General features: G+C 72.9%; 4 protein-coding genes. All 4 read left to right on the top strand.

Annotation, left to right across the window (positions count from 1 at the left end; genetic code table 11):
• A partial coding sequence (locus AB0Q90_RS41920) for a type I polyketide synthase (RefSeq protein ID WP_363165985.1) occupies positions 1-3,633 on the top strand: 3,633 nt, incomplete at its 5' end.
• A gap of 94 nt (positions 3,634-3,727) precedes the next feature.
• Positions 3,728-4,735 (top strand): hypothetical protein, encoded by a 1,008-nt coding sequence (locus AB0Q90_RS41915; protein WP_363165984.1) that lies wholly within the window; start codon positions 3,728-3,730, stop codon positions 4,733-4,735.
• A gap of 25 nt (positions 4,736-4,760) precedes the next feature.
• Complete coding sequence (locus AB0Q90_RS41910; protein ID WP_363165983.1) at positions 4,761-13,433, top strand: type I polyketide synthase; 8,673 nt, start codon at positions 4,761-4,763, stop codon at positions 13,431-13,433.
• A gap of 63 nt (positions 13,434-13,496) precedes the next feature.
• A partial coding sequence (locus AB0Q90_RS41905; protein WP_363165982.1) for a type I polyketide synthase occupies positions 13,497-15,985 on the top strand: 2,489 nt, incomplete at its 3' end.

The raw sequence follows: 15,985 nt of genomic DNA, 5'->3' as shown, positions 1-15,985 counted from the left end.
GTCCGCCTCACCGAAACAACCCACACCCTCACCACCGACGGACACACCCACTACATCGAAATCTCCCCCCACCCCATCCTCACCACCCCCCTCCAGGAAACCCTCGACACCCACAACACCCAAACCACCATCACCCCCACCCTCCGCCGCAACGAAAGCCACCTCACCCGCCTCACCACTTCACTCGTCCAGAACACCAACCCGACCTGGACCACCCTCCTCACCCCCCAACCCCCCACCCCCCTCCCCACCTACCCCTTCCAACACCAGCACTACTGGCCCAAACTCAGGGCAACTGCGGGCGATGTATCGGCGGCCGGTCTGGTCTCCCCACGGCACCCCCTGCTCGGCGCGGTGGTCACCCTCGCCCAGGACGACGGCCTGATCCTCACCGGACGCCTCTCCCTCACCACCCACCCCTGGCTCGCCGACCACGCCGTCCACGACACCGTCCTCCTCCCCGGCGCGGCCCTCGCAGAGATGGCCATCCACGCCGGCGACCACACCGCCAACGGCCACCTCACCGAACTCACCCTCCACGCCCCACTCGCCCTCCCCGAACACGGCGCCACACGCATACAAGTCACCGTCGGCGCCCCAAACCCCCACGGCCAACACCCCATCACCATCCACTCCCAGCCCGAAAACACCCCCGACGCCCCCTGGACCCAACACGCAAGCGGCGCACTCGCCGCGGGTCCCGTGGACGAGGCGGACTGGACGGAGTTCGGGCAGTGGCCCCCGCAGGGCGCGACACCTGTTGATCTGACTGACTTCTACGGGAAGTTGACCGAGACGGGTTACGAGTACGGCCCGGCATTCCAGGGCGTCCGAGCCGCATGGCAGCACGAGGACTCCCTCTACGCCGATGTCGCCCTGCCCACCGAACTCCAGCAGCAGGCCGCCGACTTCACCCTCCATCCGGCCCTTCTCGACGCCGCGCTCCAGGCCGGATTCGCCGCTGAACGCTCCGGCACGGACGACGCAGCCCGGCTGCCCTTCGTCTGGGAGGGCGTGTCGGTGCACGCCTCGCGCGCTACCGAGTTGCGGGTCCGCGTCTCACCGAACGGCCAGGACGGAATCGCCCTCTCCGCGACCGATCCATTCGGCAATCCGGTGGTGTCCATACGGAAGCTGGTGACGCGCCCGGTCGCAGTGGAAGCCCTGACAGCCACCCGCGCCTCCGGGCACGCCGGTCTGTTCCAGGTGGACTGGGTTGCGGTGGAGACAGGCACCGACGAGACGGACGCAGTGGACTGGCTGGATGCCTCAACTCTGTTCGCCATTAAGGAAGATGACGCGAGCGAGGTCGAGGAGGCCGTAACCGCCGCCCTGCACTACCTCCAGCAGTGGCTCACCGACCCGGCCAACACAGCCCGCCGCCTGGCCGTCCTCACCAACCGAGCCGTCACCACCCCCCACGACACCCAGGCCCCCGACCTCCGCCACGCCGCCATCACCGGCCTGATCCGCACCGCCCAGAACGAACACCCCGGCCGCATCCACCTCATCGACACCAACCAGCCGACAGGCCCCATCCACCCCGACGAGCCCCAACTCGCCATCCGCAACGGCCAAACCCTCGCCCCCCGCCTCACTCGCACACCCGACACCGAAACTGCCGCCTGGCCCACCACCGGCACCATCCTCATCACCGGCGGCACCGGCACCCTCGGCACCGCCATCGCCCGCCACCTCGCCACCCACCACCACACCCCCCACCTCCTACTGATCTCACGGCAAGGCCCCAACGCACCCGAGGCAGACCAACTCCGCGAAGACCTCCAGGCGCTGGGCAGCCAGGTCACCATCACCGCCTGCGACATCACCGACCAGCAGGCACTGGCCGAAACACTGGCGAAGATCCCTGCCGACCATCCCCTCACCGGCGTCATCCACACCGCCGGCACCCTCGACGACGCCACCCTCACCGCCCTGACCGACGACCAGATACGCCGAGTCCTCCGGCCCAAGGTGCAGGGAGCCCTCAACCTGCACGACCTGACCCGGCACATGAACCTGTCCGTCTTCGCCCTCTTCTCCTCCGCCGCGGGCGTGTTCGGCAGCCCCGGACAAGCCAACTACGCCGCCGCCAACGCCGCACTCGACGCCCTCGCCCACCACCGCCGGGCCCACGACCTCCCCGCCACATCCATGGCCTGGGGCCTCTGGGAAGAGACCAGCACCCTCACCGAACACCTCACCCACACCGACCACACCCGCATAGCCCGCCACGGACTCACCCCCCTCACCACACCCGACGCACTCACCCTCCTCGACACCGCACTCCCCCACACCCACACCCTCCCCCTCGCCCTCAACACCACCCACCTCCGCAACCAGCCGGCCGCCCACGTCCCCCCGCTCCTTCGGAGCTTGGTGCCGGGTACGCGTCCGGCCGCCCGGCAGCGAGCCGGCGCCCAGAACGGCCCCGGCCCCGCCCTCGCCGAACGCCTCGTCGAACGCCTCGCAGCCCAGTCCGCAACCGAGCGCGAACAGACCCTCCTCGACCTCATCCGCACCCACACCGCCACCGTCCTCGGACACAGCCGCGGCCACGACATCAACCCCGAACACCCCTTCCGCGACCTCGGCTTCGACTCCCTCACCGCCGTCGAACTCCGCAACCGGCTCACCGCCGCCACCGGGCTCGCCCTCCCCGCCACCCTCGTCTTCGACCACCCGAGCCCGGAGAAGCTCGCGGGGCATCTCGCGGCCGAGCTGTCTGTCGGCGCCGACGCCCCGCAGGGCACTGCATCACCGGCCGGTGTCGCCACAAATGGCGCGTTGGGGGCGCTGTTCAGGCGGGCGGGTGAGACCGGGCGTACGGCGGAGTTCATTTCCGCGGTGGCGGGCATGTCGGCGTTCCGGCCGTCCTTCGACGTGGGGTCCGCGGCGGGCGTGGGGGCGCGGCCGACCGCCATGGCCCAGGGGGACGACGGGCCTGCGCTCCTGTGCTTCCCGTCCTATGTGGGGACCGCCAATCCCCTCCAGTTCGCCCGTCTCGCCTCGCAGTTCGAGGGCGTGCGGAATGTGTCGGTGCTCCGGCATCCCGGCTTCCTCGACGGAGAGCCGCTGCCCGAGGATCTGGACGCGCTGGTGGAGGCCCACGCGGAGACGGTCCGACGCCACAGTGGCGGCTCCCCGTTCGTGCTGGTGGGCTACTCGTCCGGCGGGCTGATCGCCAACGCGGTCGCGCGCAGGCTGGAGAGCCGGGACATGCGTCCGCAGGCGGTCGTCCTGCTCGATTCGTACGGGCCCCTGGGCGACGACTCGCGCGCCGACAGCGAACGTACCGACATCGCTTCCCTGTTGCTGGCGGAGCAGCTGCGTCGTCTCGAAGGTTCCGACAGCGGCGCCGCGGCCGGCGAGGCCTGGCTGACCGCCATGGCGCGTTACACGCGGTTCCGTTGGGCCGATGCCGTGTGCGCCGGCAGCGCGCCGACCCTTCTGGTCAGGGCCGGGGAACCGGTCGACGACTCCTGGCACGGGCGCGACTGGCGTACGTCGTGGCCCTTCCCCGCCGCCGAAGTGACCGTCGATGCCGACCACTTCACGCTCATGACGACCGGCGTGGCGGAGGTCGCGCAGCAGGTGAACTCCTGGCTGCGCGAGCGGAGGCAGGCCGCGTAGCAGCGGCACGCACGACCACAGAAGCCACCCACGCACGCACGATCACACAGACCAGACAGACCACACAGACCACCACCCACACACGATCGGAGAAATGACCGTGGGAACCCTGCGCAATTTCGATCAGGATCTGGTCGCCGAGCGGCACCGCCGCTGGCCCGACCTCGCCGAGTACGACGTCAACCTGTATCCGCACCCCTATGTCGTCCACACCTACCGGCCCGGCAGCAGCAGCCGGGTGTACTCCATCGACCAGGAGGGGTTCCGCCTCTCGACCTCGCCCCAGGGGCCCGTGGACAGCACGTCGTGGCTCGCGGGCGGCGGCGGGCTGGTCGTAGGGGCCTCGACCGCGTTCGGTGTCGGCGCCTCCTCGGACGCGGCGACGCTGCCGTCCCGGCTGGCGGAGGTGACCGGGGTGCCGCAGCTCAACCTCGGTGTCCCCGGCGGGAATTCGATGCAGCAGCTGCACGCGCTGATGCCCTTCCTGCACGCGGCCTCCACGGTGGTCGTGTTCAGCGGTTGGACCTCGCTGCTGGCGCAGTTGCGGACGAAGAAGCCGAACGGCGTGTTCGGGGCGACGTTCTTCGAGCGGATCTTCCGGGTGGTGGAGACGGAGCCGCTGTTCAACATCGCGGAGCTCATCACCGGAACGCGCACCGCGGAGCAGGTGGCCCCTCCGGCGCCGCGGACCGAGGGCGCTCCGGTGGAGGCGGAGAGCCTGGCCGGCATGGAGGCGGCGCTGCGGCACCAGCTCCGTGATCTCGCTCTGCTGGCCCGCGCCGTTCCGGACTCCGCGCAGCTCGTCTTCTGTCTGCAGCCGCTGGCGGACCCGCTGACGCGTGACCTCGTAGCGGAGGAGCAGGAGAGCTTCGACTACCAGCTTCCGGTGTTCGGTCCGTTCCGTGAGTTCGTTGCCAAGCACTGGGAGTCCTACAGCCGGCAGTTCGCCGCGGGCTGCGCGGAGATCGGCGTGCGGTTCGTGGACGTCTCGGCCGACCGGTTCGAGGGCTGGAGCTTCTACGACGCCACGCATCTGACGGATCACGGCTACCAGCAGGCCGCCGGCTTCGTGACCGAGGCGCTCGACACGACCGCCGCCTAACGGCCGAGCGGCGAAAGGACCCGCCATGAACGCACACGCCACCATCCAGGACGACGCCGGTGTCACCTCCCGGGATCCGGAACACCCGTACGCCGTCGCCGTCGTCGGCCTGTCCTGCCGTCTTCCCCAGGCCCCGGACCCGGACGCGTTCTGGCGGCTGCTGCGCCGGGGCGGGTCCGCCGTGGGCGAGACCCCGGCCGACCGCTGGGACGCGGACGCGTACTACGACCCGGACGTGTCCGCGCCCGGCAAGGCCAACAGCCGCTGGGGCGCGTACCTGGACGGCGTGGCGGAGTTCGACGCCGGCTTCTTCGGGCTGTCCCCGCGTGAGGCGAGGGCGATGGATCCGCAGCAGCGGCTCGCCCTCGAACTGGGGTGGGAGGCCCTGGAGCACGCGGGCATCGTGCCGAGCACGCTGGCGGGCACCTCCACGGGTGTGTTCGTCGGGGCGATCGGCCACGACTACGCGGCGCTGGCCCATGCGCGGGGGGCGGAGGGGATCGACCACTACTCCGTCACCGGGCTCAGCCGGGGGCTGATCGCCAACCGGGTGTCGTACGCGTTGGGTCTGAACGGTCCGAGCGTCACGGTCGATTCGGCGCAGTCGTCGTCGTTGGTGGCCGTGCATCTGGCCTGTCAGAGCCTACGGCTGGGCGAGTCGGAGGTGGCGCTGGCGGGCGGGGTGCACCTGAACCTGCTGCCGGAGGGCACGGTGGGGGTGGCGAAGTTCGGCGCCCTGTCGCCACGCGGTCGCTGCGCCACGTTCGACGCCGGGGCGGACGGCTATGTGCGGGGCGAGGGCGGCGGCCTGGTGGTGCTCAAGCCGCTGGCGCGGGCGCTGGCGGACGGGGACTTCGTGTACGCGGTCGTCCGGGGCAGCGCCGTGAACAGCGACGGCGCGACCGAAGGGCTCACGACGCCGAGTGCGGCGGCGCAGGAGGAGGTGCTGCGCCGCGCGTACCGGGTTGCGGGCGTGCGGCCGGAGCAGGTCGGTTATGTCGAGCTGCACGGTACGGGGACGACGGTCGGCGACCCGGTCGAGGCCGCTGCACTCGGTGCCGTGCTGGGCTCGGTCCGGGGGGACGGCTCCGCGCTGCCGGTCGGCTCGGCCAAGACGAACATCGGGCATCTGGAGGGGGCGGCGGGCATCGCCGGCCTGCTCAAGGCGGTGCTGAGCATCCACCACCGTGAGCTCCCGCCGAGTCTCCACTTCACCGAGCCGAACCCGCGCATCCCGCTGGCGGAGCTGAATCTGCGGGTCCAGCGGGAGCTGGGGGCGTGGCCTTCGGCCGACGCCGACGGTCCGCTGACCGCCGGGGTCAGCTCCTTCGGCATGGGCGGGACGAACTGCCATGTCGTACTCGGCGAAGGGCCCCGCGAGACCTCGCCGGACCGTCCCGAGCAGGCCGCCGGGGCGGTGGCAGAGGCTCCCGCGTCCATGCCCGCGCCCGCATCCGTGCCCGCATCCGCACCCGTACCCGTCCTGGTCTCCGCGCGCAGCGAAGCGGCGCTGCGCGCCCAGGCGCAGCAGCTGCACGCACACGTCGTCGCGCGCCCGGAGGCCGGGCCGGCCGGCCTCGGCCGCGCGCTGGCCATGACGCGCACGGCGTTCGAGCACCGTGCCGCCGTCGTCGCCGCGGACCGGGAGGAACTGCTGACGGGCCTGGCCGCGCTGGCGGACGGGACCCGGCTGCCGCACACGGTCGCCGCGGTGGCGGGGGCTGCCCGGGGCCGGGTCGCGTTCCTGTTCTCCGGCCAGGGCAGTCAGCGGGCCGGTATGGGCCGTGCCCTGTACGAGGCGTATCCGGTGTTCGCCGAGGCGCTGGACGAGGTGTGCGCGGAGCTGGGACGGCATCTCGACCGCCCTGTGCGGGACGTCCTCTTCGCCGCCGAGGGCTCCGCGGACGCGGCGCTGCTCGACCGCACGATGTACACCCAGAGCGGTCTGTTCGCCCTGGAGACCGCCTTGTTCCGGCTGCTGGAGCACTGGGGCGTGGTCCCCGACTTCGTGGCCGGGCACTCGGTCGGCGAGCTCTCCGCCGCGCATGCCGCCGGGGTTCTCTCACTGCCGGACGCCGCTGCCCTGGTGGCCGCCCGGGGTTCGCTGATGGAGGCGCTGCCGGCCGGCGGCGCCATGATCGCCGTACAGGCCACCGAGACGGAGGTGCGGGCACTGCTGGCCGGGCGGGAGGAGGCGGCCGGTGTCGCCGCCGTCAACGGGCCGCAGTCGATCGTCGTGTCGGGGGATGCCGCGGTGGTCGAGGAGGTCGCGGGCGTGCTCGCCGCCCGGGGGCGCAAGACCAAGCCGCTGCGGGTCAGCCATGCCTTCCACTCGCCGCACATGGACGGCATGCTCGCCGAGTTCCGGCAGGTGGCAGCCGGGCTGTCGTTCCGTGCGCCGCGGATCCCCGTCGTCTCCAACCGCACGGGCCGGCCGGCCGGTGCCGAGCTGCTGTGCTCGCCCGATTACTGGGCGGAGCACGTGCGGGAAGCGGTGCGTTTCCACGACGGCATGCGGGCGCTGGAAGCCGGGGGCGTCGGTGTGTACCTGGAGCTGGGGCCGGACGGTTCGCTCACCGCCCTCGCCCGCAGTTGCCTCGACGACAGCGCCCCGGTGCTGCTGCCGCTGCTGTCCCGGTCGCGGCCCGAGCCCCGGGACCTGGTCACGGCGGTGGCCTCGGCCCACAACGCGGGCGTCGGCGTCGACTGGGCCCGCGTGTTCGGCGGAGACGGCGGGCGGCAGGTCGGGTTGCCGACGTACGCGTTCCGGCGCGACCGTCACTGGCTCGGCGACGCCGGTACGGACGAGCCGGGCGGGCAGAGCGAGAGGGACGACCGCGCGGAGCCCGCGAAGGCCGCCGAGGGCGGCGTTTGGACGCGTCGCCTGGACGGGCTGGGAAGCGCCGAACGGCACGGCGCCCTGGTCGAGTTGGTGTGCACGCACGCCGCGAGCGTGCTCGGGCATCGCACGGCCGGCTCGGTCGACGTCGAACGGACCTTCTCCGACCTCGGCTTCGACTCGATCACCTCGGTGGAGCTGCGCGACCGGCTGGCCTCGGACACCGGGCTGCCGCTGCCGGGCGCGGTGCTGTTCAACCATCCGACGCCGGCCGCGCTCGCCCGCAGGCTGGACGACGAACTGCGCGGCGTACGCGCCGACTCCGGGCCGGCCCGGGTGCGGCGGGACGACGAGCCGATCGCCGTCGTGGGAATGGGCTGCCGCTATCCCGGCGGGGTGAACTCGCCGGAGGACCTGTGGCGGCTGCTGGCCGAGGGGCGCGACGCGATCGGGGACTTCCCCGCCGACCGCGGCTGGGACGTGGAGGCGCTGTACGACCCTGAACCGGGGGTGCCCGGCCGGACGTACACCCGGCGCGGCGGTTTCCTCGACGGCATCGACCGGTTCGACGCGGAGTTCTTCGGCATCAGCCCCCGTGAGGCCGCGGCCATGGACCCGCAGCAGCGGCTCGTCCTGGAGACGGCGTGGGAGGCGCTGGAGCACGCGGGCGTCGATCCGGCCTCGCTGCGCGACACCGCGGCCGGGGTGTTCGTGGGGGCCACCGCGCAGGACTACGGCCCTCGGCTGCACGAGGCCGCCGAGGGCGGCGACGGGCATCTGCTGACCGGTGGTTCGGCCAGTCTGGTGTCCGGGCGCGTGGCCTACTTCCTGGGCCTGACCGGACCGGCGGTCACGGTCGACACGGCGTGTTCGTCCTCGCTGGTGGCGCTGCACACCGCGGTCCAGTCCCTGCTCAGGGGCGAATGCGGGCTGGCGCTCGCGGGCGGGGTGACCGCGATGGCCACACCCGGCATGTTCGTGGAGTTCAGCCGGCAGCGCGGTCTCGCGCCCGACGGCCGGTGCAAGGCGTTCTCGGCCGCGGCCGACGGCACGGGCTGGGCCGAGGGTGCCGGTCTCGTGGTGCTGGAGCGGCTGTCGGACGCCCGCCGGAACGGGCACCGGGTCCTGGCGCTGGTACGGGGCTCGGCCGTCAACTCCGACGGTGCCAGCAACGGCCTGACGGCACCGAGCGGCCCCGCTCAGGAACGCGTCATCCGGCAGGCGCTGGCGACCGCCGGGCTGTCCGGGCAGGACGTGGACGCCCTGGAGGCGCACGGCACCGGCACCGCCCTGGGCGACCCCATCGAGGCCGAGGCCGTCCTGGCCACCTACGGCCAGGGCCGCCGGGCCGGCCGGCCCCTGTGGCTGGGCTCGCTGAAGTCCAACATCGGGCACACCCAGGCCGCCGCCGGCATCGGCGGTCTGATCAAGATGGTGATGGCCCTGCGCCACGAGACGCTCCCGCCCACCCTGCACGCGCGGGAGCCGTCCCGGCACGTCGACTGGTCGTCCGGCGCGGTGTCCCTGCTGACCGAACCGGTCCGCTGGGAGCGCGGGGAGCTGCGGCGCCGGGCCGCCGTGTCGTCCTTCGGGATCAGCGGCACCAACGCCCACGTCATCGTCGAGGAGGCGCCCCTGCCCGAGCCGAGCCGGTCCGACGAGGGCCACGGCGACGGCGGACGGGTGCCGTGGGTGCTGTCGGCCCGCAGCCCCGAGGCGCTGCGCGAGAGCGCCGCACGGCTGCGCGAACACCTCGCCGGGCGCCCGGAACTCACCGCGGGCGACGTCGGGTTCTCGCTGGCGAACCGTGCGGTCCTCGACCACCGGGCGGTGATCACCGCCGAGGGCCGGACCGCCCGGCTGGAGGGCCTCGCGGCGCTCGCCGCGGGCACGGGCGGCCCCCACGTCCTGACCGGCACCGCGCGCCGCGGCCGGACGGCGTTCCTCTTCACCGGGCAGGGCAGCCAACGCCCGGGCATGGGACGCGAGTTGTACGACGGCGACGCCCGTTTCCGCGAGGCCTTCGACGAGGTCTGCGCCGAGCTCGACCGTCATCTCCAAGTGGGCCTCAAGGACGTGGTCTTCGCGCTGGAGCACAGTGCCGAGGCGGCGCTGCTGGACTCCACGGCCTACACGCAGACCGCTCTGTTCGCCCTCGAAGTGGCGCTGTACCGCGTGGCCGAGGACCACGGCCTGACCGCTGACTACCTGATCGGACACTCCCTGGGCGAGCTCTCCGCCGCGCACGTGGCGGGGGTCCTGTCGCTGCCGGACGCCTGTGCCCTGGTCGCGGCCCGCGGCCGGCTGATGCAGTCGGCCCCCGAGGGCGGCGCGATGCTCGCCGTAGAGGCCGCCGCCGAGGACGTACTCGCCTCGCTGGACGGCTTCGGCGGCCGGGTGGTGCCGGCCGCGGTGAACGGCCCGTCCGCCACGGTGGTCTCGGGCGATGCCGATGCCGTACGGCAACTGGCCGAGGCCTGGCGGTCGAACGGGGTCAGGACGAAGCAGCTGCGGGTCTCCCACGCCTTCCACTCACCGCACATGGACGGCATCCTCGCCGAGTTCCGTGCCGCCGTGGACCGGTGCACCTTCCGGCCGCCGCGCATTCCGGTCGTGTCCAACCTCAGTGGCCGGCCGCTGACCGCCGACGAGATCTGCTCGCCCGACTACTGGGTGCGCCACGTCCGTGAGGCCGTCCGGTTCCTGGACGGCATCCGCTGGCTGGAGGAGCAGGGCGTCACGACGTTCCTCGAACTCGGGCCGGACGCCGTCCTGACCGCGCTGGCCCAGGACTGTCTCTCCGGGCCGGAGCACACCCTCGCCCCCATGCTGCGTGCGGGCCGCCCGGAGACGGAGACACTCACCTCTGCCCTGGCCCGGATGTACGTCGCCGGGGCCCGCCCGGACTGGACCCCGTTCTTTCCCGCGGCCCGGCAGGTCGACCTGCCGACCTATCCGTTCCAGCGGCAACGGCACTGGCTCCCGGCTCCCGACGGCACACGCGACGCCGCCGGCCTGGGCCTGACCGGCAGCGACCATCCGCTGCTCGGTGCGCTGGTCGAATCCCCGGAAGGGGAAGGCCTGTTGTTCACCGGGCGGCTGTCGCGCCGTACGCACCCGTGGCTGGAGGACCACACGGTCGCGGGCACGGTCGTGCTCCCGGGCACCGCCTTCGTGGAGCTGGCCCTGGAGGCCGGCGGCCACATCGGCTGCGACCGGGTGGAGGAACTCACCATCGAGGCCCCGCTGCTCCTGCCCGAGCTGGGCGCGGTCCAGGTCCGGGTCGCCGTCGGCGCCGCGGACGGCTCCGGCCACCGCCCGCTCACGGTCCACTCCCGCCCCGCGGCACCCGGCGCGGACGGCGGTCCCGCGCCGTGGGTGCGGCACGTGTCGGCGAGCCTCGCGGCGGACGATCCCGCCCCGGCGGCCGTACCGGCCCCGTGGCCGCCCGCGGGCGCCGTCCCGATCGATCCGGCGGAGCTCTACGAGCATCTCGACGGCCTCGGCTACCAGTACGGGCCCGCCTTCCGTGCCGTACACCGTGCCTGGCGCGTCGGCGGCGGCGAGCATCCGGACCTCTGTGTCGAGGTACGGCTGCCCGAGGAACAGCGGGAGCGGGCCGGGCGGTTCGCGCTGCACCCCGCCCTGCTCGACGCGACGCTGCATCCGCTGGTGGCGGACGCCGCCGGGAAGGAGACGGGCCGCATACCGCTGCCGTTCACGCTGTCCGGCATCTCCGTGCACCGTCGCGGCGCCGACACGCTGCGCGCCCGCTGGACACGGCAGGGCGCGGACTCGGCCGCGCTGAGCGTCCTCGACGGCTCCGGCCACCCGCTCGCCTCGGTCGAATCCCTGGTGCTGCGGCCGGTTGCGCTCGACCGGCTCGCCGGACAGGGGCAGGTGCCGCACCGCGACCTCCACCGGATCGAGTGGACGCCGTCGGGCACGCCCGCCGAGCCGGTGGCGCGCCTGGCCGTCATCGGCACGGAGCCGGACCTGCCCGACGTACCCGGCACCCGGCTCACCCGCCATCCGGACCTCGCCGCCCTGCGGCAGGCCGTCGAGGCGGGCGAGCCCGTGCCCGACGCCATCGTGCTCCCCGTACCGGCCCTGCGGGCGGGCAGCACGGAGGGCACGGTGGCCGCGGCGCACACGGCCACCGTCCGGACGCTGGCCCTGGCGCAGGACTGGCTGGCCGATCCCCGGTTCGGCTCCGCCCGTCTGGTGGTGACCACGCACGGCGCCGTGGCTGCCACGCCGGCGGACGACGTGCCCGACCCGGCCGCGGCCACGGTGTGGGGTCTGCTGCGGTCCGCGCAGGCCGAGCACCCCGGCCGGTTCGTGCTGGTCGACATCGACGGGGAGAGTGCCTCGCAGCAGGCGCTGGCCCACCTGACGGCCGGCTCGGAGCCGCAACTGGCGGTGCGCGCAGGCCAGTTGTACGTACCGCGCCTCACGGCCGTACCCGCCGCCACCGGCTCGGCCGCCCTCGACCCGCGGGGAACCGTTCTGATCACCGGCGGCACCGGTGCCCTCGGCGGGATCCTCGCCCGGCATCTGGTCTCCGTGCACGGGGTGCGCCGGCTGATCCTGAGCAGCAGGCGCGGCGCGGCGGCCGTCGGAGCCGCCGAACTGACAGCGGAACTCACCGAGTTGGGGGCCACCGTCCAGGTCGCCGCCTGCGACGCCGCCGACCGGGACGCCCTCGCCGCGCTCCTGGCCGACGTCCCTGCCGAGCACCCCCTCACCGCGGTCGTCCACACCGCCGGCCTGCTCGACGACGGCACCCTGGAGACGCTGACCCCCGAACGCGTCGCCGCCGTACTGCGGCCCAAGGTCGACGCCGCCTGGCACCTGCACGAACTCACCAAGGACCTGGATCTCTCGGCCTTCGTGCTGTTCTCGTCCATCAGCGGCGTCATGGGCACACCCGGCCAGGCGAGCTACGCCGCCGCCAACACCTTCCTCGACGCGCTCGCCGAGCACCGGCGCGCCGCCGGACTGCCCGCCGTCTCCCTGGCCTGGAGCCTGTGGGCGGACACCGACGGCATGGCCGGCGGCCTGGGCGAGGCCGGGCTGGCCTGGTGGACCCGCAACGGCCTGCCGCCCCTGACGGCGGACCAGGGCACCGCCCTGTTCGACGCGGCACTCACCAGCGGCACGACAACGGTGGTTCCGGCCCGCATCGACGTGCCCGCGCTACGGGCACGGGCCGCGGCCGGCTCCCTGCCCGCCGTGTTCTCCCGTCTGGCGGGCACGCGGCAGGTCCACCGGCCGGCCGAGCCGCAGGGCGACACACCGGCAGGTCTCGGAGCGGACCTGCGGAACCTCCCGCCGGCCGAGCGCGAGCGTGCCGTCGCCGCCCTCGTGAACCGGTGCGCCGCCGAGGCGCTGGGACACGCCGCCTCGGTCACCCTCGACGCCCAACGGGCCTTCCGCGAGCTGGGGTTCGACTCCCTCACCGCCGTCGAACTGCGCAACCGGCTCAACGCCGCCACCGGACTGCGGCTGCCCGGCGCGGTCGTCTTCGACTACCCGACCCCGGCAGCCGTCGCGGCCCACGTCGACTCGCTCCTCAGCGCCGACGCCGCCCCGGCACAGGGCCAGGACGGCCTCGACGACAAGGTCCGCGCGGTCCTGACCGAACTGCCGCTCGACCGGTTCCGCGAGGCCGGGATTCTGGACACCCTGCTCGACCTGGCCGGCGCGCACACGTCCGGGCGACAGCCGGTGCCGGACGACACACCACGGCACGACGAGGCGGGGATCTCGCTCGACGACATCGACGAGATGGACGCCGAGAGCCTGATCCGGCACGTCCTCGGGGAGGGCGCGACAGCGGAGGCCCAGCCGGACTGACCCACCCGCAGCACCGCCCCCGCACCCGCCCTCTCGGCAGTCATCACGAACTGGAGACCCCAGATGGAGACTTCGAACGCACAGCTCGTCAAGGCCCTACGTGTGTCGGCGAAGGAGAACGAGGTCCTGCGCCGCGAGAACGACGAACTCGTGGCCCGTACGACCGAACCCCTCGCCATCGTGGGAATGGCCTGCCGCTACCCCGGAGGGGTGCGCTCCCCCGAGGACCTGTGGCGCCTGGTGACCGACCGGACCGATGCGACGGGCGCCCCGCCGAGCAACCGGGGCTGGGACACCGCGCAGGAGTTCCGGGGCGGATTCCTCCACGACGCCCCGGAGTTCGACGCCGGCTTCTTCGGCATCTCCCCGCGCGAGGCGCTGGCCATGGACCCCCAGCAGCGGCTGACGCTTGAGGTCGCCTGGGAGGCCCTCGAACACTCCGCGACCGACCCCACCTCCCTCCGCGGCAGCAGGACCGGCGTGTTCCTGGGCGTGATGGGCGTGGACTACGGCCCCCGACTGCACCAGTCACCCGACAGCATCGCGGGCCACGCCCTCACCGGTACGACGTCGAGCGTCCTGTCCGGCCGTATCTCCTACGTCCTCGGCCTGGAGGGCCCGGCCCTGACCCTGGACACGGCCTGCTCCTCCTCCCTCGTCGCCCTCCACCTCGCCGCCCAGGCACTGCGCCGCGGCGAGTGCGACCTCGCCCTCGCCGGCGGCGTCACCGTGATGTCCACGCCGGGCACGTTCGTGGAGTTCGCCCGCCAGGGCGGCCTGGCGGGCGACGGCCGCTGCAAGTCCTTCGCGGCGGCGGCGGACGGGACCGGTTGGTCCGAGGGTGTGGGTGTGCTGGTGGTGGAGCGGTTGTCGGATGCGGTGCGGGCGGGGCATCAGGTGCTCGCCGTTGTCCGGGGCTCGGCCGTCAACCAGGACGGGGCCAGTAATGGGCTGACGGCGCCCAATGGGCCGTCGCAGGAGCGGGTGATCCGTGATGCGCTGGCCGCCTCGGGACTGGGCGCCGGGGACGTTGACGTCGTTGAGGCGCATGGGACCGGAACGCGACTCGGGGACCCGATCGAGGCCGGGGCGCTGCTGAACACCTACGGGCGTCAGCGCGGCGAACACCCCCTGTATCTGGGGTCGTTGAAGTCGAACATCGGACACACCCAGGCCGCCGCGGGTGTGGGTGGTGTCATCAAGATGGTCATGGCGTTGCGACACGGGGTGCTGCCGCAGACGTTGCATGTGGATGAGCCCAGCCCGCATGTCGACTGGAGCGCGGGCGAGGTCGAGCTGCTCACCGAGCAGCGGCCCTGGCCCGAGAACGAGCGGTCACGGCGGGCCGGAGTGTCCTCGTTCGGCATCAGCGGCACCAACGCGCACGTGATTCTGGAACAAGCCCCCGCTGCGGAAGGGGAGTTGGAGCCCGTCGAGCCGCCCCTGCCGCTTACGGCCATACCCTGCGTGCTCACCGCGCGGGATGGCAATGCGCTGCGTGAGCAGGCCCAGCGGCTGCTGGGCCACCTGGACACCCACCCGGAGCTGGACCTTGCCCAGCTGGCCTGGGCGCTGGCCACCACCCGCACCACCTTCGACCACCGCGCCACCATCCTCGCCACCGACCGCGACCACCTCATCCAGGGCCTCACCGCGCTCGCCTCCGGAGAACCCGCACCGCACGTGGTCGAGGGCACCGCAGCCTCGGGCCGGGTTGTGTTCGTCTTCCCCGGCCAGGGCAGCCAATGGCCCGGCATGACCCTCGACCTGCTGGAGACCCACCCGGTCTTCGCCCACCACTTCCACCAAGCCGCCACCGCGGTCGAGCAGCACACCGACTGGAGTGTCCTGGGCGTCCTGCGACAGGACGAGGGTCAGCCGCCGCTGGAACGCATGGACATCGTCCAGCCCGTCCTGTTCACCGTCACCACCGCACTGGCCCGCCTGTGGCAGCACCACGGCATCCACCCCGACGCCGTCACCGGCCACTCCCAAGGCGAAATCACCGCCGCCCACATCGCCGGCGCCCTCACCCTCAACGACGCAGCCCGCATCATCACCCAACGCTCCAAAGCGCTCACCCGCCTCGCCGGACACGGCGGCATGGCCAGCATCCACGCACACCCCGACGCCCTCACGCCCCTGCTGGCCCGCTGGGACGGGCGGCTGTCCATCGCGGCACACAACAGCCCCACCAGCACGGTGGTCTCCGGCGACACCGACGCCCTGCAAGCCCTCAAAACAGCCTGCGAGGCCGACGGCATCCGCATGCGGATCATCGACGTCGACTACGCCTCCCACTCCGCACACGTCGAACCCCTCCGCGACGACATCCTGAACGCACTGGACGGGATCCAGCCACGCTCGTCGCAGATCCCGTTCTACTCGACGGTCACCGCGACCCGGATCGACACCCAGGACCTGACCCCGGAGTACTGGTACACCAACCTCCGCAACACCGTCCGCCTCACCGAAACAACCCACACCCTCACCACCGACGGACACACCCACTACATCGAAATCTCCCCCCACCCCATCCTCACCACCCCCCT

It is taken from the genome of Streptomyces sp. NPDC079141 (assembly GCF_040686775.1).
Lineage (GTDB): Bacteria > Actinomycetota > Actinomycetes > Streptomycetales > Streptomycetaceae > Streptomyces.
The sequence above is the reverse complement of the archived record's forward strand: the minus strand, read 5'-3'. Positions and strand labels throughout refer to the sequence as shown.